The sequence below is a fragment of the Novosphingobium panipatense genome, from assembly GCF_900182875.1.
Classification (GTDB): domain Bacteria; phylum Pseudomonadota; class Alphaproteobacteria; order Sphingomonadales; family Sphingomonadaceae; genus Novosphingobium; species Novosphingobium panipatense.
The window spans coordinates 39289-63342 of sequence record NZ_FXUI01000015.1 but is presented as its reverse complement, the minus strand read 5'-3'; the positions used below and the strand labels follow the sequence as shown (position 1 = coordinate 63342).

Here is a 24054-nt window from a genome sequence, read left to right as displayed (position 1 = left end):
CGCGGGGGAAGACAGGCTCTAGCTTAAGGCTGTCTTATCGCGTGGAAAGCGCGCGGCGGGTTATTGCAAATAGTGATGAAGCGCACCGAAGGGACGTTAAGCAGCGAGCGACGCAGTGGCTTCGTCGAATGTCGATGGATCACCAAGAACATTCGCTAGCAGCATCGCGCCTTCCAGCGCGGCCAACGTCTGCACGGCTTTCGCGTGCGAAAGTCCACGTTTTTCGAGCTTTTCCAAGCATAGCTGGAAAAAGCGCCGGGCTTCTATCATGACTTCTTCCGGAAGGTCGTGAGAGGTGGCGCCGAGCACCCCGCACAGGCACATTTTACCATCGCCATGAAGCGCGCGGCGAAAAGCCGTGATCCAAGCTTCGATCTCGGTGCGGCCCGGCACCGCCTCTTGATCCAATGCTGACAAAAACCGCTCTGTATAGCGGCGGGCGACCGACGCGGCCAAACGCTCCTTCGTGGGGAAATGGTAATGAACGCTGGCGCTTTTGACGCCGACATCGGCCGCGATCTCGCGAAAGCTGAATCCGCTATATCCCGCTTTGCGTATCCGCCGCTCGGCGGCATCCATGATGGCATCGGCTGTTTCGCTCAACATTCCCCGTCCTCGATCTATCTTCTGATAGATAGGGGTTGCAGCTAGGCATGGCAAATACTAGATGGCCAATCTACCTATTGATAGATAGAGGAGGTGAATATGCGTTTTGATGGACAGGTCGTTGCGATCACCGGAGGTGGTTCGGGGATCGGAAAGGAAACCGCGACGCGCTTCGTTGCAAAAGGAGCCTATGTTGCGATCAACGGCCGCGACATAGGAAAACTCGAAGCCGCGGCGCGCGAGATCGATCCAAGCGGGCAAAAAGTGATCGTCTCTGCTGGAGATATTGCCGATCCGGCGACTGGCGCTGCGCTGGTGGAAGCCGCCGTCTCGCGCTTCGGTAAGCTCGATGTGCTGGTCAACAACGCGGGCGTTTTCAACCCCAAGCCTTTCCTCGACCTTACCGAGCAGGACTATGATTGGTATCTGGACACGATTCTGAAGGGCAAGTTCTTTACCGCGCAAGCGGCTGCGAAAGCGATGAAAGAAAAGGGTGGCGCCATTGTCCAGACTGGCTCCATGTGGGCGATCCAGGCCATCGGTGCCACGCCCTCCGCAGCCTACTCCGCCGCCAATGCGGGTGTCCACGCCATGGTCCGGAATCTAGCCATTGAACTGGCGCCCTACAAGATTCGCATTAACGCCGTGGCTCCGGCCGTCGTCGAAACGCCTGTTTACAATACCTTCATGACCGATGAGCAAGTGAAGGAGACTTTGCCGACCTTCGATGCATTCCACCCATTGGGGCGTAACGGTCAGCCGGGCGATGTGGCTGAGGCGATCCTGTTCTTCGCCTCGAAGGAGGCATCGTGGATTACGGGGACCATCCTGCCCGTCGACGGCGGCGTTACCGCGGGTCGACAGTAACCCGGTCACGAGTATCAAACGGTTGCTTGGATCATGGCTGCTGATGGAGCGGTCATGATCCAAGCCAAGTTTCGACGCCATGTTCCGGGGCGGTGCTTTCGCTTTCAGGACAGGTTCTCCGATGAATTTTCTTGTAGGCGGCGGATAACCTCGATTGCGCTTCGCTCTCCGGCTTCCACCGCTCCCGCGAGATAGCCGGGTTCAGTCAGGCTCGTTTCACTCGCTGCAAGAATGAGCCTATCCCGCCACTCAGCGCCCACCCATGAAGCGGACGCAGGAGAGGGGTGTTCGGCGCTGTCATGGTCAAGCTCTGTTGCGGTCAGCGGATCGGCGGCCCAATCCTTGAACAACGTGGCGCGCGGATGGGCGGCGTCAGACCCAAATAGCCGCGCCAACTGGAGCACGCACGCCGCCTTGATCGTCTCAACGCCGGCGTGCCGGCGTTGCGATGCGGGCAGGCCGAGGAAGCCAAAAAGCGCTGCTTGGCCGGAAGCGCTCGTTGCATCATGAATCTCGACCATTGGGCCGACCATGCTGCGCGCATAGCCGGAAAGGCCGGAGTCTCGCCAGAACGGGCGGTCGTAGAGCGCGAAGAACTTGGCATGAGGCGCCATCCAGGTCGGGGTTCGGCGCCAGCGTCCGATCGTTGCATCATCCAGCGCTGGCGTGAAGCCCATCGCGTTCTGAGCGAGCCGGGGCGGGATCGCAAGAACCGCCAGTCTGGCATCGATCGTATCGCCCTTGCCGGTCGTAAGCGCCACGCCGTCCACCGTCTGCGCGATATGGGTGACGCGCGTATCGAGCCGGATTCGGCTCGCGGGCACGGATTGGGCAAGGACAGCAATGATGGCCCCGGTGCCGCCCGCGAGCCGGATCGAAGCCGGGGCCGACGGCATGGCCCGATGGCGTTGCGGTGATTGGCGGGCGGCGCCTTCGAACAGCATGTCGCCGTCGCTGAATTGGGGAAAAACGGGCAATTGCAGTTCGCGGACCAGCGCCTCTAGCTGCGGTTGCATGTCGGGCCAGATCCACGACGGGCCAAGATCGAACCCGTCGCTGGACCATGCACCGCTAGCGTCGGCCGAGAGGATGCGACCGCCTAGCCTGTCGCGCGCTTCGAGCAGCAGGCAGTCTATTCCAACCTCACAAAGCCGGTGAGCAACGAGGAGGCCGGAAAGGCCCCCTCCGATTATGGCGACATCGGTTCGCATCGATCAGCCGATAGCCTCTGTCCGCCGCCGAACGCCGTAATCCGCGATCAGTATAGCGCGCACCGGCGTTCTTACTTCCCGTCCGAAAATGCGCTGAAGGCATCCATGACACGCGCCGAATAGGCGACGGCGGCGCCAGCATTGAGCGCGACTGCGACCGTGAGGGTTTCGGCAAGCTCCTCCTTCGTCGCCCCGTTTTCGGCGGCCGCCCTTGCGTGCGTGGCGATACAGCCGTCGCAACGGGTCGTGACCGCGACGGCCAGCGCGATCAAAGAATGCATCTTGGCGGGCAGATGGCCGGGGGCCTCCACGGCTCCGCGGAACGTCTGAAGGCCCTGGCCCAGCTCCGGGCTGAGCGCCGTCAATTCGCCAACGCGGCCCATCATGTTCTCCAGATAGGCGTTCCAGTCCTGCATCATCGTCCATGTCCTTCTTTTGTGGTGATTGCCCCAACGGGCGGGAGTCAGTTTGCGTCGAAAGCGCACACGTCATCGTGGAGCAGCGGCGCGGACTTGAGCCATGCGCTTGCTCCCTCCGGTCCGATGTGCGCGGTCAGCGGCTCGCCGGGCGGCAGTCGCAGCCAGCTCCAGCGCGTCAGCCGATCGTTTTCGCTCTCGAAGCTCCCACCTAGGACCAGCATTTCCAGTCCTTCGGGATTGACCAGATTGATTTCGGTATTGGGTTGCCACGTTTCGAGCATCACATGCTCCGACGCGCTCTCGAACAGGACATGCGAGGATGCGACGCCTGGGCGGAGCGCGGCCGAGGCGCCTTCACCGGGACGACACACGATGCGTTCCCGATCGGCCTCACCGAATTGCCACAGCTTGACGAGGATGGTGCAGCCATCGTCGCTGCCCGGCGCGTGAGCGGTGCCGGGCGGATTGCGGACATAGGTGCCGACCGGGAAGTCCCCGGTTTCATCCTGAAAGGTGCCTTCCAGCACAAGAAACTCCTCGCCGCCCGGATGGCCGTGGCACGCGAAATGGCTTCCCGGCGCGTAACGGACGATCGATGTCGCGCGAGCTTTCTCATCGCCGATCCGAAACAGCATCCGGCGCTCGACGCCCTTGGCCGGGCTTGGCACCCAATCCAACTCGCCGGCATGGACCAGCGTGCGGACGGAGAGATCATCGTTCAGCAGCACGGCTCACAACTCCGCGCGGCCGCCATCGACGACGATTTCAGCGCCCAGCATGTAGCTCGATGCGTCGCTGGCGAGGAACAGGACGGCCGCTGCGATTTCTTCCGGACGGCCCATGCGCCCCATCGGCACTTGCGCGCCCACCTTCTCCGCATAGGCACGAAATTCTTCCTCGCTCTGTCCGTTGCTGCGATGGATCGGCGTTTCGATCGAGCCGGGGCTTACCGCGTTGACCCGGATCTTCCGGTCGATCAGTTCGGCGGCCAGCGTGCGGGCGAACGAACGGACCGCCGCTTTCGACGCCGACAGGAGCGCGCGGCCAGGCGTGCCGACCTGATTGAGCCAGGACGTGTTGAGGACGATCGAGCCGCCCTCGCGCATGAGTGGCAACACTGCCTGGACGGTGAAGAAAACGCCCTTCACATTCACGTCCATCATCCGATGGTAGCCGGCTTCGTCGGTCGTCGCGATCGGCGTGCCGAAGGCGACACCGGCATTGGCGAACAGAATGTCGAGGCCGCCAAAAGCGGTTTCGAGCGCATCACGCACCTTCGCAAGATCATCGAGTGAGGTGACGTCGCCGCGCAGCGCCACGACATCATTGCCGAGATCGGCAACGGCACGATCGAGCTTTTCCTGCGAGCTGCCCATGATCGCCACCCGCGCGCCCTTGTCCCGAAGCAGACGCGCCGCGGCTAGCCCGATACCGCTCGATCCACCCGTTACCAGGGCCGTCTTTCCATTCAGCATAATCCAGACCTCTTTTCGCTTTTCTCGAACATGGACCCCGCCAAGCGACTTCGCGAGGCAAACGAGCAGCATCGGAAAGAAACAAAATCTTTGTCGTGACGCCGTTATGGGCTATCATCAGGATATGCGCTTCCTGACCCGACTGAAATCATTGCAGGCCCTTGAGGCGGCCGCACGACATGGCAGTTTTGTCGGGGCAGCGGCCGAACTCGACGTGACGCCGCCCGCCGTCGGGCAACTTGTGCGCTCGCTGGAAGATTGGGTTGGATATCCGTTGTTCCGGCGGACCCGATCGGGCGCCGAACGCCTGACCCCGGTGGACGAGGCGCGCGAGGCGCTGGAGGACATCGCGCAGGGCCTCGACAAGCTCGAAGCTGGATTGCGCAAGCTGCGCGGCCGCAAGGCGCGTTCGGTAGTGGTTGTCACGGCTTCGCAAGCTCTGGTGGCGAATTGGCTCCTCACCCGGCTCAATGATTTCGCGGCCGAGCATCCGAGCATCGATGTGCGGCTCGATGTGTCGGATCGCGTGATCGATCTTGCGCAGGGCGAGGCCGATATCGGTATCCGCTGTGGCCTGGGATCGTGGAGGGGTGTGAAATCCACATACCTCATGGGCGAGGAAATCATCGCCGTCTGCCATAAGAGCCTGCTGCCGAATGAGGGACAGATAACAGCGGGTTGGATTGCCGATCAGACGCTGATCCATGACGGCACTCCCCATCCTGGGGGCGACTTTCCGACATGGGCCGAATGGCTTGCCAGATCAGGGCTGAATCAGACCCCGACCGATCGCGGCCTTCAGATCAATTCGACCGCCGCGGTCATTCAGGCAGCGATCGCCGCGCGAGGAGTCGCGCTCGTGCGCAAGGCGCTTGTCGCGCAGGAGTTGGAAAGCGGCCGTCTCATCCATCTGCTGCCGAAGCAACGCTGGCCGGTGAAATGGGCCTATTATGTTGTCGCTGCGCCCAAGGCGCTCCGGCGCTACGAGGTGAGCGCCTTCCACGACTGGCTTGCTGGAAAGGCGCTGCCCCAAACCGAAAGCATTTGATCGGAGGCACGCTGGCTGACCGCGCAGATAATCGATCGGCGACGCTCTCAGATCGCGAGTGCGACCAGAAAGCGGGACACCATGTTGTAGGCCGCGACCGTCGCCACCGCTTCGACGGTCTGTTGTTCGCCGAACAGCGACTTGAGCCTATCGATAGTGCGTTCATCGACTTCGACGGTGCGCGTCGATTGATCGGTCAGATCCAGAAGCGCTCGTTCCGGTTCATCGAACAGCGGATCGATGCCATCGGCGCGCAGGGCTTCGCATTTTTCTTCCGTGCCGCCAGCAGCGAGATAAGCGGGCTTATGCACCCCCCACTCGAACTCTGCGCGATTGAGGACCGCGACGCGACACATGATAAGCTCGCGATATTCAAGCTTCAGGTCGAACTCTGCGCGCACCCGTCCGAGCAGCCCATTCCAGCCCGTCGCAAGCGGGAAGCTTCTAAGAAGGACGCGATCGATGCCAATCAGCTCGCCATTCGGGCGACGGGCCTTGATGCCTTCGACCAGCTCGTTAGGAGCCGGATCGCCATCCTGCCATGGGGTCACTCTCACGCTGGACACGTTTTCATTCTCCTCTGAGGGAATCATGCTGCCGTTTCGAGCAGTTGCGCGGTGAAATACATGCCGCTGCCGAACACCGAATGTCCGATCACGCTTTTCAGCCGGGTCACATTGGGCTTGGGCGTGCGCGATCCGGCCATCCCCATGCCCATGCCCGGCATCATCACGAAATAAGGCAGAACCAGCAGCGTCAGCGCAAGGATCAACGGCGGGACAATCGTGGGGGCTTCTAGCCATCCGGTTCCCCAGATCGTCACCAGCAGAAGCCCGTAGCCGACGCCGATGACATAGTGAAAGATCCAGCCCAGCGCATGTTCGCCGGGGACGGGCTTGGCCCGACCAAGATTGAACTGAATGAACTGTCCTTGCGGCATATGACCGATCCAGCGTCCGACCATCCTCCAGTTTGTCGCCGGTGTGCCGATGAACCGCTGCACAAGCGCTGCATAGATATCGAGGATGATGGTGCCGCCGATCCCGACCAGCGCGGCCCTTACGATGATCTCCATTGTCGTCATGCGCCTTCCCTTTCGGTCGATGGAACGGGCCGCGCCATAGCGGCTAGCCCCAGCGCTGCCACAGCAAGGGCGAGCGGCGCGAACGACACCCACAAGACCGAACTCCAGCCATGCGAGGCGAGCAGCCCGCCCGACGAGAAGGAGCCGACCGCCATCGTGCCGAATACGAGGAAATCATTGAGCGCCTGCACCTTCGTCTTTTCTTCCGGCCGATGGCATTCGAGCACCAGCGCCGAGGCGCCGATAAAGCCGAAATTCCAGCCCACGCCCAAAAGGATCAGCGTCGCCCAGAAATGCGCGACATCGATCCCCGCAAGGCCGACAGCCGATGACACGCCAATCAGCGCCAGTCCGACCGCAACAACCCGGCCAGCCCCGAAGCGGGTAATGAGCCGTCCGGTAAAGAAGCTTGGGGCATACATGGCGATGACATGCCATTGCAGGCCGAGGTTGGAGCTTTCCTGGCTGTGCCCGCACATCCGCATCGCCAGCGGCGCGGCGGTCATCAGGAAATTCATCAGCATGTAGGACACCGCGCCGCAGAGCGCTGCGATGATGAAGCGCGGTTGTCGGGCAATCACCGAAAGGGGGCGTCCACCCGATCTTTCAGCGATCGTCGGCATCGGGAGCCGCACGCCGGCGAGCACGATCGCCGAGAGAATGGCGACCCCCGCCTGTGCGATGAAGGTCGCCGCGAACATATGCGGAGGCCACAGGTTCATCGTATAGGTGACGAGCTGCGGCCCGACGACACCGGCGGCGACGCCACCGGCCATGACGATGGACAGGGCGCGGGGCCGCCATTCCGGCTCGACGCAATCGGCCGCGGCAAACCGGAAGGAGAGAACCACGGCGGCATAGGAACCGCCGAAGAACGTGGCGAGACAGAACAACCAGAATGATCCCATAATCACAGCGAGCGCCGCGATCAGACCGCTCAGCACTCCGGTCACGGTTCCCGCGAGGAATGCTGCCCGCCGACCGTGATGGCGGGCGATCATGCCAGTCGGCAGGATGCAGGCGGCCATTCCCACCACGAAGATCGAGATCGGGAGCGTAGCCAGCGCCTTGTCGGGGGCGAGCGTGGCGCCGATGATCGCGCCGGTCGCGTAGATGACTGTCGAATTGGCGCCGGCGAGCGCTTGCGCAAGCGAAAGACGGATGATGTTGCCGCGTTGCTCGCGCCTGCTTCCGATATCGGGCGCGTGCTGTTCCGACGATATGCTCGCGTTCGTCATGGTCAGGCCGCCAGTCCGGTGAGCCAGCGCGTGTCGCGCGGCGAGGGGCGCCGGTGAAGGCGGCGATCTAGCAGAGCGCGGGCCTTTTGCACTTCGCCCGCGCGCATCAGGGCAACGAGAAGCGTGTCCTCGATCACTTCGCGCTGGGCGTTGCTGCCCCCGATCCGCGCGAAATCCACCGTCATCGGTTCGAGGATGTGCACGCATCCCGCATAGTCGCCTTCGGCAAAGGCCAACGCGGCGCGGCCGATGGCGGGGACGATCGCGCCCGCGCCGATCGCCCCTTTGGCGACCAGTTCGTCCAGCGCGGTGAGACGGCGACCGAGCGCCGCGCGGTCGCCGGTCGCCGCTTCGAGCAGCGCCATGTGCGGATCGACGAAAGCATGGCCGGGCTTGGGAAAGACCCGCCGCGCATAGTCGGCCGCATCCTCCCACAATCCTTCGGGAACGGCGTGGCCATAGGCTTGCAGTCGCCAGAGCAGAGAGGCGGCGTCGCTGACGATGTTGATCGGCGTTCCCAGCGACACCGAATGCCGCACCGTGCCGTCATAGATCGCGAGCGCCGTATCGGCATCGCCCCGCTCCAGCGCGGCGAGCGCGGCGAGCGCGGCGTGCCAGGCGATATGCCCGTGGAGGATGCCGCTGCGGTCATATTCGGGAAGCCATCCCGCGATCAGTGCTTCCGCTTCGTGGTTGGCGCCCGCCTCGAACATGGCGTGGGCCAGCGCGTGCGCGCAATTGGCGTTTTGGCGGCGCAGCTCGATCGCGCGTTCCAGCATCGCGCGACCGCGCGCGACCTCACCATTTTCCGCCAGCGACCAGCCCCGATAGGTGAGGAACCACCAGTCGTCGTCGGCAAAGTGCGCGGCGTGGCGCTCGCACAGATCGACCTTGGCCTGATTGTGTTCGACCATGCCGGAGAAGGCGAACAGGCCGAAAGCGCCGATCGGCAGAGAGAGGATGAGTGTATCGCGAGGCCAGCGGTCGGCGTGAGCGAGCGCGGCTTTCAGCGCCTCTTGCGACTTGCCGTTGACGGCGAGGGCCAGCACGTCGACATGGCTTGCCTCTCGTTCCGAATGAGCGGCTGTGACCTTTTCTTGTGCGACCGCGATCCGCGCGCGCGCTTCGACAAGCTGGGCGTGCATTGCGTGAAGCCGGGCGCGGGCCGCATGAGCGAGGGCGGAATCGGGATCGGCCGCTATCGCGGCGTCGAGATCCTCGCCTGCCCCCGGCCAGGCCGCGAGCATGAGCGCCACGCCGTCACGATAATGGGCGGCCGCCACATCCGACGCGGTTGAAAGGGAGAGTCCGTGATTGTCGAAATGCGCCATGGCGGCTCTTTCCAGATTCTTGAGCTATCGATGACGCACGCCGCCTGGCGTCCCGATTATCATATCTGCTTTTCATATGTCGGTCTTTCGATTATCCGACATGCTATGTATAATATCGGCCAATATTCGCCCATGTTGGGCTGGCAGTCGATCGAAGCGCCCGCCGACGCGCCTTCGCCAGAGCCGATGACCGTGCGCGCGCAGGCCGTTACGGCGCGGAGCTATTTTCCTGAGCACAGCCATGATTGGGGACAGCTTGTCTATGCCATCTCCGGGGTGCTTGCCGTCGGCATTACCGGACAATCGTTCGTCATTTCCCCCGAACAGGCTGTGTGGCTTCCCGCGGGGATCACGCACCGCGTCGGCTCCTTGCTGGGCGCTCAGTTTCGTAGTCTTTGGATCGCCAACGAAGTCGTGTCCGCGCTTCCAGAGGAACCCGCGGTCTATCCTGTTGGCGCGCTCCTGAAAGCCCTGATCGCAGAGGCCGCGAACTTGCACCGCGAGGAAGATGACCACGGATATGCCGACCGGGTGACGACCATGATCCTCGATCAGCTCCGGCGCGCGACCCCTATTTCGGCCGAGCTGCCGTGGCCGCGGAGCGAACCGCTCGCCCGCCTGTGCGAAGCGCTCTACGCTGATCCGGCCGATCCCCGTTCGGCCGAAGATTGGGGGCGTGATCTGGGCATGTCTTCGCGGACATTGAGCCGCCGCTTCGAGGCGGAAATCGGCATGAGCCTGCGATCGTGGCGGCGGCGTATGCGGCTGTTCAAGGCCATCGAGCTTTTGGGCGGGGGCGAAGACGTGACCAGAACCGCAATGGATCTGGGATATGGTTCGCCATCCGCTTTCATCTTTGCATTTCGCACCGAAATGGGGGCAAGTCCGCGATCCTACATGCGCGAAGAAATTCAGATCTAGCCGAAATTCCTTTTCGGTCTGCTATATGGATATGTCTTTTCATCTATATAAATTGGCGCCTAATCGAAAGAATATCGTGGAGGCTGCTGCTATCTGCTATTGGCCTGCCCTTTCCTTTTGGTTCTCACTTCAAGGTGGCGGGCACTCCTTCGCTCCAATGGAGCGAATCTCCAACTGCCGCGCGGTTTCGGCCGCGCGGCGTTTTTCCCGATTATGCAGCGGCTGTCGGTTTGGGCCGAACGACGTTATTCATTCGGGCCGTAGCAAATTGCCGTTCAGCGCCGCGCGTAGCGTCGCCATAGAGACGATGGCGAGGATCAGCGAGGCGCCAAGCAGGATGCCCCACAGCACCAGTTGGTAGCCGGGGAAAGAGTAGGATCGGGCGACCGTGAGAGCGGCCACGGTGAAGGCCGCTGTCGGGAAGGTCCAGCCCCACCACGACATCGCGAACGGCGTGCGCCGAAATTCGGGGATCATCGTCGCGAACATGATCGCGAGCATGGCCGCATAGCCGAACAAGGCCAGGGCGAGGGGGCCGACGCCGCCCGTCAGATTGGCCACCGCGACGGTGCTGACTGCCGGTGGCGAGAGGAAGATGACGACCGTGGGGCGAAGCAGCTCCGGCAGGGGAGGGCCGGTGAAAATGCGCCCGAACAGCAACGGTTGCACGCTCACCCACAGCGCGATCCCCATCCCGAACAGCATCCATGATATGACCACGAAGCCGAGCTTTGCACCGACGATCGGCGCGACGACGTTGCCGATGAGCGGCATCAGAAGCAGTGGAGTGAAGGTCGCGGCTTCGCGGGGCGTGTGGAATAACGCGCGCAGGAACCAGATGCCGAGAGCGACCTGCAAGCCGATCGCGCCAAACCAGATCACGGCGGCGATCGACGGGGAATAGGGCAGGACGCCACCGGCGATCAGCATCATGCCAATGGCAATCGCGCCGGTGAACCCGGAACGGACGGGATGCTTCAGATCGCCCAACAGCGAAGCCGGGCTATGCAGCGCGCGGATGATGTGCAGGGCGGTGACGATCAGCCAAAGCGCCACGGTCATCGCAAACAGGGCTTCGCCTATCAACTTCGGCGCGCCGAGCACGCGGGCGGCCTCTCGCCATGCAAGGCCAATGCCGCCGAAGCCCATCGGCGCGGCAAAGAGCGGGAGGGGCAGGTGCGCCAGTCGCGGAACCGATGCCGTTTTCGATAATGTGTGGGCGCTCATTGCTTGACCTGCTCCGACAGCACCGGCCGCGCTGGGCTGGAGCGATACGCGAGGGTGGTGCGTCCCTCGCGCTTCCGGTCCAGACCGATCAGCGATCAGCCGGAATCCGCGTGATCGCCATCAGATCGCGGATGCCTCATAGCCATCGGCCGCGAGCGCTTGCGTGACGGCTTCCGGGCTTGCCGAGGTGGCAACATCGATCGTGCGCGCGGGAATATCCGCGTCGATCTTCGCGCCCGGATCGATCGCCATGATGGCTTCGGTGACATGCTTCACGCAATTGCCGCAAGTCATCGTCTGGACATGGAACCGCATCGAATATCTCCTTGATATCTGTAGGTTCACAGTCAGATGCCCCTTACCATCGTTGGAAGGTCAAGAAGCAAATCGCGTGAATAACGGCCTTGACCTTCCCACGATTGGAACCCCCATCTTCAGGAAAATTCCAATCGAACGATGAGGTTTTCGGATAATGGCGGCCGCGAGCATTGCGAAAAATCCGGTGGATTCCCCCGAAACGGCGATCAGCCTGCCGATCGAGGGAATGACCTGTGCATCCTGCGTCGGTCGGGTCGAACGCGCGCTGGGGAAGATCGAGGGCGTTCACACCGTCAGCGTCAATCTGGCGACCGAACGCGCCGATATCCGCGCGAATGACGGCGTCGATCAACGGACATTGGTGCAGGCGATCGAAGGTGCGGGCTATCGCGTGCCCTCGAACAGCATCGACCTGGCTGTGGACGGCATGACCTGCGCATCCTGCGTCGGCCGCGTGGAGCGGGCGCTGAAAGCGGTGCCCGGCGTCACCGATGCAACCGTCAACCTGGCGACCGAACGTGCCAGCGTGCGCGGAACGGCCAGCGGGCAGGCGCTTGTCGCCGCGGTCGCCGGCGCAGGCTATGTCGCACGCCCGGTTGAAGCTACCGCCGCCAGTGATGACGAGGCGACCGAGCGCAAGGATGCCGAACGCCGCGAACTGAAGCGTGACCTCATCGTTGCGATCGTGCTGGCGTTCCCGGTGTTCGCGCTCGAAATGGGATCGCATTTTATTCCCGGCGTCCACAAGCTGATCGCCCACACTGTCGGAATGCAAGCGAGCTGGTATCTCCAGTTTGTCCTTACGACGCTGGTGCTCGCCATTCCCGGCAACCGCTTCTATCGCAAGGGCCTGCCCGCGCTGCTGCGGCTCGCGCCCGACATGAACTCGCTGGTCGCGATCGGCACGTTCGCCGCCTATGGCTATTCGCTGGTGGCGACCTTCGCACCCGGCTTGCTGCCTGCCGGGACCGTGCATGTCTATTATGAGGCGGCGGCCGTCATCGTCGCCTTGATCCTGCTGGGCCGGTATCTGGAAGCCCGCGCCAAGGGGCGCACGTCGGAAGCCATCAAGCGACTGGCAGGGCTGCAAGCGAGGATTGCTCGCGTCCGCCGCAATGGAACGCTGATCGAGATTCCCATCAACGACGTCATCACCGGCGATGAGATCGATGTGCGGCCAGGGGAGCGTATCCCGGTCGATGGCGAAGTGACCGAGGGGCACAGCTACGTTGACGAGTCGATGATTACCGGCGAGCCGATCCCGGTCGCCAAGACGGCGGGCACGATGCTGGTCGGAGGCACGGTCAACCAGAAGGGCGCGCTTACCTTCCAGGCAACGGCCGTGGGCGATGCGACGATGCTGGCGCAGATCATCCGCATGGTCGAGCAGGCGCAAGGTTCGAAGCTGCCGATACAGGCGCTGGTCGACAAAGTGACCATGTGGTTCGTGCCCATCGTCATGTCGATCGCGGCGCTGACCTTCGGGGCCTGGTTGTGGTTCGGGCCATCACCGGCGCTGACCTTCGCGCTGGTGAATGCGGTCGCGGTGCTCATCATTGCCTGCCCCTGCGCGATGGGGCTGGCAACGCCGACTGCGATCATGGTCGGCACCGGGCGCGGCGCGGAGCTTGGCATCCTGTTCCGCAAAGGTGAGGCGCTACAGCTTTTGAGGGACGCGAAAGTCGTCGCCCTCGACAAGACAGGCACGCTCACCGAGGGGCGTCCCGTTCTCACCGATCTGGAGGTGACGGCCGACTTCGATCGCGCGGCGGTGCTGGGCCGGATCGCGGCGGTCGAGGACAGGTCCGAACATCCCATTGCCCGCGCTATCGTGGAAGCGGCGCTGGGGGAGGGGATCGCGCTCCCGGCTGTCGCTGACTTCGAATCCGTGACCGGCTTTGGCGTGCGGGCCTATGTGGAAGGCGAGCCGATCCACGTCGGCGCCGATCGCTACATGCGCGAATTGGGGCTGGACGTCGGGGCTTTTGCCGCCACGGCGGAGAAGCTGGGACGAGAGGGAAAATCCCCGCTTTATGCCGCTATTGGCGGGCGGCTCGCAGCGATCGTCGCGGTCGCAGATCCGATCAAGGAAACGACGCCGGCCGCAATTGCCGCGCTTCACGGACTCGGCCTGAAGGTTGCGATGCTTACCGGCGACAATGCTCTCACGGCCGATGCGATTGCGCGCCAGCTCGGCATCGATGAAGTGGTTGCCGAAGTCCTGCCCGATGGCAAGGTGAAGGCGATCCACAGGCTGAAGGAGGAATATGGCCGGATCGCGTTCGTGGGCGATGGGATCAACGATGCGCCCGCGCTGGCCGCCGCAGATATAGGCGTAGCCGTGGGCACCGGCACGGATATCGCGATCGAGGCGGCGGACGTGGTGTTGATGTCGGGCCATCTGGGCGGCGTCGCCACGGCGATCGCGCTCTCTCGCGCAACGATCGGCAATATCCGCCAGAACCTGTTCTGGGCCTTCGCCTATAATGCGGCGCTCATTCCGGTCGCAGCCGGGGCGCTCTATCCCGCCTGGGGTATCCTCTTGTCGCCGATCTTCGCCGCGGGCGCGATGGCGATGTCGAGCGTGTTCGTCCTGGGCAATGCGCTGCGCTTGCGCGGTTTTAATCCCCCTCAGCTTACGGCAGGAAAAGCAGCATGAATATCGGAGAGGCAGCGAAGACATCGGGCGTTTCGGCCAAGATGATCCGCTATTATGAGCAAACCGGCCTGATCCCGAAGGCGGATCGCCGGGATTCCGGCTATCGCGACTATTCGCCGGCGGATGTGCATATGCTCCGCTTCATCCGGCGCGCGCGCGATCTTGGCTTTGCCGTTGCAGAGATAAACGAACTGTTGAGCCTGTGGCGCGACAAGTCCCGGCAGAGCGCGGACGTGAAGCGCATCGCGCAGGCGCATATCGCCCAGCTTCGCGAGCGGATCGACAGCCTTGAGCAGATGGCGGCGACGCTTGGAACGCTGGCGGATTGCTGCGCGGGCGATGACCGCCCCGATTGCCCGATACTGGCCGATCTTGAGGAGCCGGGGGACGGTGCGAGCGCGTCCGGCCCCTTCACGTCGAAAACCGGACGTCTCCGGCATCGTCCGTGAATACCGGCTTCATTCCGCAAGCCGGGTCGATATCTCCGATCCCCGAACAAGCGTAAGATCGACCGGGCAGCGATCGGCGATCGACATGAGCTTGTCCCGTTGGGCCGCGTCCAGCGGACCTTCGAGCGTGATAATCCGCTCGAAAAAGTCTGCCGGTGAATCTTCCGGCCGCTTCGAATAGCGCACGGTGATACCCGCCCGATCGAGCGGAAGCCCTTTGCGTTCGGCATACATGCGCATCGTCATGACCGTGCAGGCCGCCAGTCCGGCAGACACCAGCTCATAGGGCGACAAGCCGCTGGCCAACCCTCCGACCGATACCGGCTCATCAGCGAGGAAGTGATGCGGGCCTGCCTGCATCGCGAGCTGGAATTTCCCATTGCCGGTTTCGAGCGCCGTTACGCCGTCCCCGCGCGAGAGATCGGGTAGATCCTCCTCCAGCGGCGGCAGATAGCGCGAGGCCCAGGCGGCGATGACGGCCGCCGCATATTCGGCGTCGGTGCGGTTGGTCAGGAGATGATCCGCCGTATCGAGCGACACGAAACTCTTGGGGTGCTTCGCGTGCTGGAATATCTCGGAGGCGTTGTCGATACCCACGATCGGATCGCTGGGCGCGTGCAGGACCAGCAGGGGTCGTTTGAGATCGCGCACATAGCTCAGAAGATCTTGCTGCCGTATGTCGTCGATGAAGCTGCGGCGAAGCAGGAAGTGCCGTCCGGCCAATTCAATCTCCCCAACACCTTCCGCATCGATCCGGGCCAACTCGCCGGGGTCGAAATGGCTGAGGACATGCCCGATGTCGGCGGGCGCTCCGATGGTGGCGACGGCTTCGATAGAGGCAAGTTCGCTCGCGGCCGCCAGCGCGGCCGCACCGCCCAGACTATGACCGATCAGCAGCGAGGGCGATTTGCCCGCCGCCGTCATTGCATCGGCTGCGGCGATCAAATCATCTATGTCGGCCGCAAAGGTTTCGCCGCCGCTGCCGCCGAGGCCCGCAAAATCAAACCGCAGCACGCCGATCCCGGCCCGTGCGAGGGCGCGTGATATCCGCACCGCCGCCAGGCTGTCCTTCCCGCAAGTGAAGCAATGGGCGAAAATAGCCCATCCGCGCGGCGTGGCTTGGGGGCTTTCGAGGCGACCGGAGAGCCGACGTCCCGAAGCGCCCTCGAAATCGAACATCTGTTGAGCCATGGATTCCTGCTTTCCCTATGATGGCTTACCCGATGCGGCTTGCTCGATCAGCAGCTCGCTTGTGAGGATTTGCGGCAATTCCCGCGTCTCGCCCGAAGGGGTTACAAAGAGATAATAGGGGATCGAATTGCGGCCGCGCGAAGCGAGGAACCGCGTGATCGCAGGATCGCCGTTCGTCCAGTCGCCGACCAGCGTGACGACGCCCTCCTTGTCGAACGCCGCGTGCGTATCGGGGCGATCGATGGCGACCCGCTTGTTGACCTGGCAGACGAGGCACCAGTCGGCGGTCATGTCGACGAACACCGGCTGCCCGGCCGCCTGTAGCTCAGCGAGCCGCGTTTCGCTGAAAGGCTCCGTCTTGCCGGTGCTGGCGATCGGCGTTGCCTCGACGGGACGCGGCAGATCGATCGCTATCGCCAATAGCAGCGCCGCCATGATGGGCAGCGCCGCCGTGCCTGCCCTCCTTCCTCGACTTTGACGATGACCGATCCACCAGAGGCCGAGCGCGCCGAGCGTGGCGATGAGCAGGCCGAGAGACAGGCCGTCGACGCCGCTTTGCCGTCCGAGCACCCATGCCAGGCCGATCGCGGTCAACAGCATTGGGATCGCCAGCAGGCGCCGGAATGTTTCCATCCACGCCCCCGGCTTGGGCAAAAGCCGTTGCAGCGCTGGCACGAAGGCCAGCAGCAAGAAGGGCAGGGCCATGCCGATGCCCAGCCCGGCAAAGACGGCCAGGGCCGCGGGCGGCGGCAGGACGAGGGCAGCACCCAGCGCTACGCCCATGAAGGGGCCGCTGCACGGAGTTGCGACGAGCGCGGCGAGAGCGCCCGTCCCGAAGGCCCCCGACCATCCCGGCTTGCCCATGACGCGATTGGCCACCGAAACGCCCGTCATTTCAAACAGTCCGGCCAGATTGAGCGCGATCGCCAGCGACAGCAGCATCAGCAAAAGAATGATGTGCGGATTCTGAAGCTGAAAGGACCAGCCAATATCATGGCCCAGCGCACGCGCGCCGATCAGTATTGCGCCGAGCAACAGTGTCGTCGCGACGCTCCCCGCGAAATAGGCAACGCCTTCGAGTCTTGCGGCACGCCGATCGACACCGGCCCGCGTCAGACTCAACGCCTTCAGCGAGAGGATCGGAAAGACGCAGGGCATGAGATTGAGCAGCAGACCGCCCAGCAGCGCGCCTATGAGCGCGATTTTCAGCGCGGGGACATCGCCCGTCGAAGGCGGGGTGGCCTTCGGCGCGCTGCCATTTGCCTCGCGGCCCGTCGCCGGATCGGGAATTTCGGAGGCGGTCGCTTCTTCGGCGGTCGCGGGTTCAGAAACCGGAGCGACCGCCTTGTCGGGCTTCAAACCAGTGAGCATGAAACTTTGCCGTCCGTCCGATATGACGCCGGCGAAGCGCGGGGAAGGGGCAGGACCGGGCGCGGCGACCTCGATCCGGATTGTTCCGTCCGCTGCACGGGTTGCCTGCTGTTTCGCGCTGGCCTCGAACCAGCCATCTTCCATCGGGAAGAGATAGGTTCGGCCAACATTCAAGCCCTGCGCCCCGGAAACGACGAACGACCAGCGCCCGTCGGCCGCCTCCAGACGCCCTTGCGCGCGCCCCGACGATGGCAAGGCAGCTTCGGCCGCCGAGAATAGCGACTGGCGGCTCCGATCGACGGCGCCATCGCCAGCCCGGAGGGTAAGCTGAAGCGTGGTTCGTTCCGGCACGCAAAGACTGTCGGAGCAGGCCAGCCATGTCAGATCGACCTTGACGGGGAGGGCTGTTCCGGGCGCCACAGAGCGGTCGATGGCGAGATCCGCGAGCAGCGTGAACGCACCTTCATGGACGTAGCTGGCGAGGCCGCCCAGTTCGAGCAGAGTGGGGGAGGGCTGTTCGAGCGCCCCGGCGCGAACGCCGTCCGGCAGATGCCATTCGGCTTCGACCGGAACGCCGCTGTCCCCCGGATTGATCCAATAGCCATGCCATCCCGTTTCCGGTGTCATGCGGATCGCGATGCGTGTGTTGGTGCCGGGACGGGGGGCTTCGCTTTTGGCGACGATCGATGCCTGGACATGCTGCGGCATTTGCGCCAGCGCTGCGGTGGCCGCGAGTCCGGGCCATAGGAGCACGATGGCGCGCAGCGTGATCCAAAAAAGAGGCTGGAAAAGCGCTACCGTAGGTGTGAACCGAAAATTCCGCATCATGGCCTGACTGTCGGCCGCCAAGCTTAAGACAGGCTTAGGTAAAGGGCTGGTTCCACGACCATGCCAATATCGGCAGTGACGCCAAATGGCAAAGAACAGAAGCGGGTGAAAGCAAGCGAAAAGTTCAGGGACCGTGACTGGTAGCCGTCACGATCCCCTGGACGTCAAAATTGGTGCCGCATCCCGAATACGAGATTTCGACCACGTAGCGGCGATTGATTTTTCACGAATGATGTGTGCGAAAAGGCCAATTCGTTTGTGAGATTGGTTCCCCGTGCATAGAACTCGACCGACTTACCCAAGCCCACATCGAACCGATAGGCGAGCGTCGCACTGACCATGTTGTAACCGTCGGTCTTGGTTTCATAGGACGCTATCCGGCTTTGACCAAAGGTGCGGGAATATTCGACGTCCGCAGAGAGCGGCCCCCAATTGCCTTCATAGCGCGCACCAAGTCGTGCAGGTGACATGCGGGGCACATTGTCGTCGAGGCTTTTGATCCTGCTGGCGCGCACATAATCGCCGAAGACAATCACGCGCGATTCCGGCGTGAAGCGATAGCTGATCTGCCCGTCGATCCCAGTAAACTTGGCATCTGCCGCCGTGTAGATCAGATAATGGTGTGGAACGCCCGTCTCGATCTCGGTTTCGATATGGCGCGCAAAGATATAGTCCTCGATATCCTGATAAAACAGCCCAACCTCGAATTCGAGTGGCCCACCCGTCTTCCGCAAAGTGAGGTTGACCGCTTTCGCCGTCTCCATAACGTCCGTCGTCGAAAGAGGGAATTGTGAGGACGCGCGACGCGTTTGCGAAAGGCCTACCTCATAGCTGTTCGTAGCGAGATTATTCCCATAAGCGTAAAGCTCACGAACATTCGGCGCCCGCTGGGTGCGAGCAAGCGAGAGCGCCGCCGAATAGCCATCGCCGATCCGCCAGGTCATCGCCAGTGACGCAGAAAACGGATTATGCTTCGAGAGCGGATTGACGGTGCGATATCCCTCTTCCGCCCTTCTCCTGAAAGAACCCGCGCCATTTCTCGCCTCGAAGGCGTCGATAACGCTTTGGAGCAGTGGCGAGGAGATAACCCAGGGCGTGAAGGGAATGTCCGTGTCGCGCCAGTCCTTGCGCGCGGCGATCTCCACATCGATGGCCCCGAACGAACGTCTCTCGCTCAGGAACACGCCGATACTCTCGGTAACATAGTCCGGCGGGATCTGGAGGAAACCCGCGGTCGAGGTCGGAAGCCCCTTGTGGACATCGTTCTTGTTGATGCCGTTGAAGGTGCCGTGCGTATATTGCGCGCCCAGCGTGCCGGTGAAGCCGAGCAATGGCGCATGCGTCAGTTCAACGCGCGCATCATAAACCTTGTTAGAATATTGCGAGAACAGTGCCGGACCGTCGATCTCGTCATGCTTGTAATCGGTGTAGGAGAGACGCACCCGGGCATGGGCCAGTCCCGGCAGCAGGTCGTCATAGTCGCCGCGGACGTCAACGCGTTCGCTGCGCAGCTTGATGTAGGCCGTATGGTTGTCCGATGAACCGAACGGATCGTCAAACTCGTCATGGGCGGCACAATGAAGATCGGTGCCATGAGTATGGCAAACGCCGTTTATGTGCGAATGGCCGGGCAGACCATATTCGCTGTCCTGCCTTGTATAGGCCGCGCCGATATAGCCCTTGGACGTGATCCAGGACGCGCCGAAGCTGTAGCTCGAACTATCGGCGAAGCTGTCCCTGAGTTCACCGCTGCCGAATGCTTTGGAGACATTATAGTTCTCGCTGCGACGGCGCGAACCTTCGGCGTGAACAGCGAAAGGACCAACGCCTGCCGTCACCCGGCCAACCAGCGTTTTTTCTTCGTCGCCCGTGCCGAAGCGCACTTCGGTTGCGCCGGAAAAGCCGCCTTCCGGCAGTGTCTTTGGCACTTTGCTGTCAATGAGGTTGATCGCGCCGTTCATGGCATTGCCGCCATAACGTGCGGCAGCCGGGCCGCGCAGGACTTCGATGCCATCGAGCAGCAGCGGATCGGTGGTGATGGCATGGTCTGGCGAAACAGATGAAACGTCGAACAGGTTCGCGCCGTCCGACAGGATTTCGATGCGCGGCACGGTTTGGCCACGGATGACCGGACGCGAGGCGCCACCCCCGAAATTGTCGAGATGGACGCCGGGAAGCCCCGCCAGCGTTTCGCCCAGGCCACCTTGTCTACGATGTGCGAGTTCGTCACCCGATAGAACCTGCACGGGTGTTGCGGTCGGCATGTCCGGCGAACTGAGCGAACGCGCGGTAACGACGATCTCTCCCCTCCGGTTGCGTTCCGTTTCTTCACTTTCGCCCGGAGCCACCTGTGCCATCGCGGCGGCAGGGAAAACCATCACGGAGGCCATGGAGAGAAGGCTGATTTTCGATTTGAACTGATTTGCAGATGTGTGATTCATGAAATTTGATCCCCTTGCCGGCCTGATCGATTAGGATACGATATATTGTATCGTCAACAGCGAACGGAGAAGTTCTATTTAACATGAGCCTTCTCACATCGCTGGGGGAACATAGGGCAAGCTTAAGACCGTCTGCAGCGATCTCTCCACGCCAGATATGATCCCGCCTGGCGATGCCCGTCCGGGGACGGCCGCTGCTATCCGGGGATGACCGCCCAACCCTTCAATTGCAGGTTGGCCAGCGTGACCATGGCCGCAAGGTCGATGATTACGTCCTTGGCCACAGCATTCCGCTCGATCTTCTGATTGGCGAGGGCGTAGCTGCATACATGAATGGCGACGCCCGCGCGTTGCAGCTCCTCGATCAGCCGCGTGTTCGGGTTGGCCCGGTGGAACCGCGCCTGATACCCGGCATCGTTCAGGATGGCCGGGGTCGCGGGGCCGTGAATGACGACCACGATGTCACCCGGCGCGGGACGGACACCGGAAGCGCCGAGCAGATTCACGAAGCGCGCAACCCGATCGAGAGCGGGGTTGATCTGCGCGTCGTCGGTTCCGGTGCGCGTGACTTCAAAGGCGACGTGATAGCGGAGCGACGGGTCTGGCATGCTGGCGACGTCGTGCGCTGGCATGATTGCGCCATAGCCGGGGATGACGGGGTGGCTTGCATCCTGTGCCATCGCGCTACCGGGCACCGCCAGCGCGAATGCCAGTCCCATCCCGGCTCGTTTCCAAGGAAATGCCCGCGCGCGGGCCGTGCTCGACTGCATATATGTCTCCTCTCGTAATCATTGGAATGACGGGTGCATCTTTCGGCTCTGTCACGATATGACCAGACGGATGCCATAGGCCACGGCGCCGAGCGCCGCCACGCTCATTACCCAGATCGCGGCGAACCATGCGAGGCGTTTCCAGAGAGCGCCGGGCGCGGCCAAGTCAATGATATCCAGCTTCATCGACTTTCCCCCGGAATACCCAATAGGCCCAGATCGTGTAGCCGAGGATCACCGGCACCAGCACGCCCGCCCCGATCAGCATGAATATCTGGCTGCGTTCGGGCGCGGCGGCTTCCCAGATCGAGACACGGCCCGGAATGACATCAGGCCAGATCGAGATGGCCAGTCCGATCATCGACAGCCCGAACAATAGCAGGATCAGGAAGAAGGGCATCCAGTCCCGTCCCCCTTTCTGCCCAATATTGCGGATCGCACGCCACGCCAGAAAGCCTACGATCGCCACCAGGAGCGGCATCTGGGCGCTCGCCAGCACGCCCGGCCATTCGAACCAGCGCTGATAATATTGCGCTTCGAGGAACGGCGTCGATACGCTGACGAGGCCGATGGCGACAAGCATCGCGGGCAGGAGCCATCGCGCCATGCGGCGGGCCTGTGCCTGTAGCGCACCTTCCGCCTTCCAGATCAGCCAGCCCGCGCCAAGCAGGGCATAGCCGATGAGCAGGCTGAGGCCGGTCAGCAGCGAGAAAGGTGTCAACCATTCCCACCAGCCACCGGCATAGGCGCGTCCCTCGATCGTGATGCCTTGCAGCAGCGCGCCGAGCGTGATGCCCTGCGCCAGCGTGGCGACGATCGAGCCGCCGCAGAAGGCGAAATCCCAGAAACGGCGATGGCCGGGATCGCGCCAGCGAAACTCGAACGCAACGCCGCGAAAGACCAGACCGAGCAGCATCGCCATCAGCGGCGCGTAGAGCGCGGGCAGCACGATCGCATAGGCGAGCGGGAAAGCTGCCATCAGACCGCCGCCGCCGAGCACCAGCCATGTTTCGTTGCCGTCCCACACCGGCGCGATGCTGTTCATCGCCATGTCGCGATCGCGGCCGACTGGAAAGCGAGGAAAGAGGATGCCGATACCAAGATCGAAGCCGTCCATCACGACATAGGCGGCGACGGCGAACGCGATGATGCCCGCCCAGATGATCGTAAGGTCGATCATGGCTGGCCTCCCTCGATCGCGGGGGCGGGCGTGATCCCGGCGGTCCGCACCGGGCCGTGCGTTGGAACGGCCTCTTCATGAGGTTCGGGCGGCTTGTCCATCAGCTTGAGGATGTAGAAGGTGCCAGCCCCGAATACGGCGAAATAAACAACGATGAAGGCTAGAAGCGAGGCCGCCACGGCGGGGGCGTCAAGCGGGGCCGCTGAATCCGCGGTCCGAAGCAAGCCATAGATCGTCCAGGGCTGGCGCCCCACTTCCGTTGTCACCCACCCGGCGATCACGGCGATGAAACCCGAAGGCCCCATCACGATAGCGGCCCGATGCAGCCAGGACCAATCATAGAGTTTGCGGCGCGCGCGGGCGGCCAGACTCCACAGGCCCAGACCCAGCATGCCGAAGCCTATGCCGACCATGATCCGGAAAGCCCAGAATACGGTGCCAACGGGAGGATGCCGATCCTCCGCTATGGTATCGAGCCCCGCCAGTGGCGCGTCCGCATCATGCTTGAGGATGAGCGAAGATGCCTTCGGAATCTCGACGGCATAATCGACGCGCTTTTCCGCGCTGTTGGGAATCCCGAACAGGATCAGTGGCGCGCCGTCGGGGTGGCTTTGATAATGCCCCTCCATGGCCATGACCTTGGCGGGTTGATGTTCGAGCGTGTTGAGGCCGTGCATGTCGCCGGCGAAGATCTGCACCGGCGCGACCAGCGCAGCCATCCACATCGCCATGGAGAACATCTTGCGCGCGCCGGGATTGGCCCGATCGCGCAGCAGATGCCAGGCGCCGACCGCGCCGACCACGAAGGCGGTCGTGAGGTAGGCGGCGATGACGGTATGGACGAGGCGGTAGGGGAAGCTGGGGTTGAAGATGATGGCCGCCCAGCTTGGCCCCGGCAGGAATTGCCCGTTCGCGCCTATCTCATAGCCGGTAGGCGTCTGCATCCAGCTATTGACCGACAAAATCCAGAAGGCGGAAATGAAGGTGCCCAGCGCCACCATGCAGGTCGCGGCGAAGTGGAGCCGAGGCCCCACCTTGTTGATCCCGAACAGCATGACGCCGAGAAAGCCCGCTTCGAGGAAGAAAGCGGTCAGCACTTCATAGGCCATCAGCGGCCCGATGACGGGACCGGCCTTATCCGAGAAAACCGACCAGTTGGTGCCGAACTGGTAGGACATGACGATGCCGGAAACGACGCCCATGGCGAAGGCGATCGCGAAGATCTTCAGCCAATAGCGGTAGAGGTTGGCATAGACGCCCTTGCCGGTCTTGAGCCACAGGGCTTCGAGCACCATAAGGAAGCTCGCCAGCCCGATCGAGAAGGCCGGAAAGATGAAATGAAAGCTCACCGTAAAGGCAAATTGCGCGCGGGCGAGGAATAGCGCGTCGAACGATTCGAACATTTCTATGTCCTTTCGGT

General features: G+C 62.8%; 23 protein-coding genes. 5 read left to right on the top strand and 18 right to left on the bottom strand.

Annotation, left to right across the window (positions count from 1 at the left end; translation table 11 throughout):
• Positions 1–96 precede the first annotated feature (96 nt).
• Entirely contained in the window at positions 97–603 is a 507-nt protein-coding gene (locus tag QOL62_RS16620; protein WP_283407018.1) for a TetR/AcrR family transcriptional regulator, read from the bottom strand.
• 102 nt (positions 604–705) lie between these two features.
• Here QOL62_RS16620 and QOL62_RS16615 point away from each other — a divergent pair, with 102 nt between their 5' ends.
• Entirely contained in the window at positions 706–1473 is a 768-nt protein-coding gene (locus tag QOL62_RS16615; protein ID WP_257542361.1) for an SDR family NAD(P)-dependent oxidoreductase, read from the top strand.
• 104 nt (positions 1474–1577) lie between these two features.
• Here the strand turns inward: QOL62_RS16615 and QOL62_RS16610 are convergent, their stop codons facing one another.
• The 4 genes from QOL62_RS16610 to QOL62_RS16595 form a co-directional block, all read right to left on the bottom strand.
• Positions 1578–2684, bottom strand: coding sequence for a flavin monoamine oxidase family protein (locus QOL62_RS16610; protein WP_257542363.1), 1107 nt, complete (start codon positions 2682–2684; stop codon positions 1578–1580).
• 71 nt (positions 2685–2755) lie between these two features.
• Positions 2756–3103, bottom strand: a complete 348-nt coding sequence (locus tag QOL62_RS16605) for a carboxymuconolactone decarboxylase family protein (RefSeq protein WP_346770700.1) — start codon at positions 3101–3103, stop codon at positions 2756–2758.
• A 44-nt stretch (positions 3104–3147) separates the two neighbouring features.
• Complete coding sequence (locus tag QOL62_RS16600; protein WP_257542365.1) at positions 3148–3831, bottom strand: cupin domain-containing protein; 684 nt, start codon at positions 3829–3831, stop codon at positions 3148–3150.
• 3 nt (positions 3832–3834) lie between these two features.
• Entirely contained in the window at positions 3835–4578 is a 744-nt protein-coding gene (locus tag QOL62_RS16595; RefSeq protein ID WP_257542367.1) for an SDR family oxidoreductase, read from the bottom strand.
• Positions 4579–4684: 106 nt separating this feature from the next.
• Here QOL62_RS16595 and QOL62_RS16590 point away from each other — a divergent pair, with 106 nt between their 5' ends.
• Positions 4685–5626, top strand: coding sequence for a LysR substrate-binding domain-containing protein (locus QOL62_RS16590; protein WP_283407017.1), 942 nt, complete (start codon positions 4685–4687; stop codon positions 5624–5626).
• Positions 5627–5673: 47 nt separating this feature from the next.
• Here QOL62_RS16590 and QOL62_RS16585 read toward each other — a convergent pair whose 3' ends face one another.
• The 4 genes from QOL62_RS16585 to QOL62_RS16570 are packed head-to-tail and all read right to left on the bottom strand — an operon-like array spanning position 5674 to position 9279.
• Entirely contained in the window at positions 5674–6192 is a 519-nt protein-coding gene (locus QOL62_RS16585; protein WP_257542370.1) for a carboxymuconolactone decarboxylase family protein, read from the bottom strand.
• A gap of 23 nt (positions 6193–6215) precedes the next feature.
• A complete protein-coding gene (locus QOL62_RS16580; RefSeq protein ID WP_257542372.1) occupies positions 6216–6710 on the bottom strand; it encodes a DUF2938 domain-containing protein in 495 nt (164 codons plus the stop codon).
• On the bottom strand, positions 6707–7948 hold the full coding sequence (locus QOL62_RS16575; protein ID WP_257542374.1) for an MFS transporter: 1242 nt from the start codon (positions 7946–7948) through the stop codon (positions 6707–6709). The genes QOL62_RS16580 and QOL62_RS16575 overlap by 4 nt, the downstream gene beginning before the upstream one ends.
• A gap of 2 nt (positions 7949–7950) precedes the next feature.
• Positions 7951–9279 (bottom strand): tetratricopeptide repeat protein, encoded by a 1329-nt coding sequence (locus QOL62_RS16570; RefSeq protein WP_283407016.1) that lies wholly within the window; start codon positions 9277–9279, stop codon positions 7951–7953.
• Between the two features lie 105 nt (positions 9280–9384).
• Here QOL62_RS16570 and QOL62_RS16565 point away from each other — a divergent pair, with 105 nt between their 5' ends.
• Positions 9385–10200: an AraC family transcriptional regulator gene (locus tag QOL62_RS16565; RefSeq protein WP_283407015.1), complete on the top strand. Its 816-nt coding sequence runs from the start codon at positions 9385–9387 to the stop codon at positions 10198–10200.
• A 249-nt stretch (positions 10201–10449) separates the two neighbouring features.
• On the opposite strand, the gene QOL62_RS16560 is transcribed toward QOL62_RS16565, so the two are convergent.
• Both QOL62_RS16560 and QOL62_RS16555 read right to left on the bottom strand, forming a co-directional pair.
• On the bottom strand, positions 10450–11427 hold the full coding sequence (locus QOL62_RS16560; protein WP_257542378.1) for an SLAC1 anion channel family protein: 978 nt from the start codon (positions 11425–11427) through the stop codon (positions 10450–10452).
• Positions 11428–11547: 120 nt separating this feature from the next.
• Positions 11548–11742 (bottom strand): heavy-metal-associated domain-containing protein, encoded by a 195-nt coding sequence (locus QOL62_RS16555; RefSeq protein ID WP_257542381.1) that lies wholly within the window; start codon positions 11740–11742, stop codon positions 11548–11550.
• Between the two features lie 157 nt (positions 11743–11899).
• On the opposite strand from QOL62_RS16555, the gene QOL62_RS16550 reads away from it, so the two are divergent.
• Both QOL62_RS16550 and cueR read left to right on the top strand, forming a co-directional pair.
• Positions 11900–14404, top strand: a complete 2505-nt coding sequence (locus QOL62_RS16550) for a heavy metal translocating P-type ATPase (RefSeq protein ID WP_257542383.1) — start codon at positions 11900–11902, stop codon at positions 14402–14404.
• Entirely contained in the window at positions 14401–14853 is a 453-nt protein-coding gene (cueR, locus tag QOL62_RS16545; RefSeq protein WP_257542385.1) for a Cu(I)-responsive transcriptional regulator, read from the top strand. Before QOL62_RS16550 ends, cueR begins: the two co-directional genes overlap by 4 nt.
• Positions 14854–14862: 9 nt before the next feature.
• Here the strand turns inward: cueR and QOL62_RS16540 are convergent, their stop codons facing one another.
• From QOL62_RS16540 to QOL62_RS16510, 7 genes are all read right to left on the bottom strand, one after another.
• Positions 14863–16044: a bifunctional alpha/beta hydrolase/OsmC family protein gene (locus QOL62_RS16540; RefSeq protein WP_257542387.1), complete on the bottom strand. Its 1182-nt coding sequence runs from the start codon at positions 16042–16044 to the stop codon at positions 14863–14865.
• Between the two features lie 15 nt (positions 16045–16059).
• Positions 16060–18168 (bottom strand): protein-disulfide reductase DsbD family protein, encoded by a 2109-nt coding sequence (locus QOL62_RS16535; protein ID WP_283407014.1) that lies wholly within the window; start codon positions 18166–18168, stop codon positions 16060–16062.
• A gap of 239 nt (positions 18169–18407) precedes the next feature.
• On the bottom strand, positions 18408–20684 hold the full coding sequence (locus QOL62_RS16530) for a TonB-dependent receptor (RefSeq protein WP_257542391.1): 2277 nt from the start codon (positions 20682–20684) through the stop codon (positions 18408–18410).
• Positions 20685–20881: 197 nt separating this feature from the next.
• The gene (locus QOL62_RS16525; protein WP_283407013.1) at positions 20882–21403 is read right to left on the bottom strand and encodes a DsrE family protein; all 522 of its coding nucleotides are present in this window, start codon (positions 21401–21403) and stop codon (positions 20882–20884) included.
• Between the two features lie 102 nt (positions 21404–21505).
• Positions 21506–21640, bottom strand: a complete 135-nt coding sequence (locus QOL62_RS16520) for a DUF2474 domain-containing protein (RefSeq protein WP_257542395.1) — start codon at positions 21638–21640, stop codon at positions 21506–21508.
• Complete coding sequence (cydB, locus tag QOL62_RS16515) at positions 21621–22634, bottom strand: cytochrome d ubiquinol oxidase subunit II (protein WP_257542397.1); 1014 nt, start codon at positions 22632–22634, stop codon at positions 21621–21623. The genes QOL62_RS16520 and cydB overlap by 20 nt, the downstream gene beginning before the upstream one ends.
• A complete protein-coding gene (locus tag QOL62_RS16510; protein ID WP_257542399.1) occupies positions 22631–24037 on the bottom strand; it encodes a cytochrome ubiquinol oxidase subunit I in 1407 nt (468 codons plus the stop codon). The genes cydB and QOL62_RS16510 overlap by 4 nt, the downstream gene beginning before the upstream one ends.
• Positions 24038–24054 lie beyond the last annotated feature (17 nt).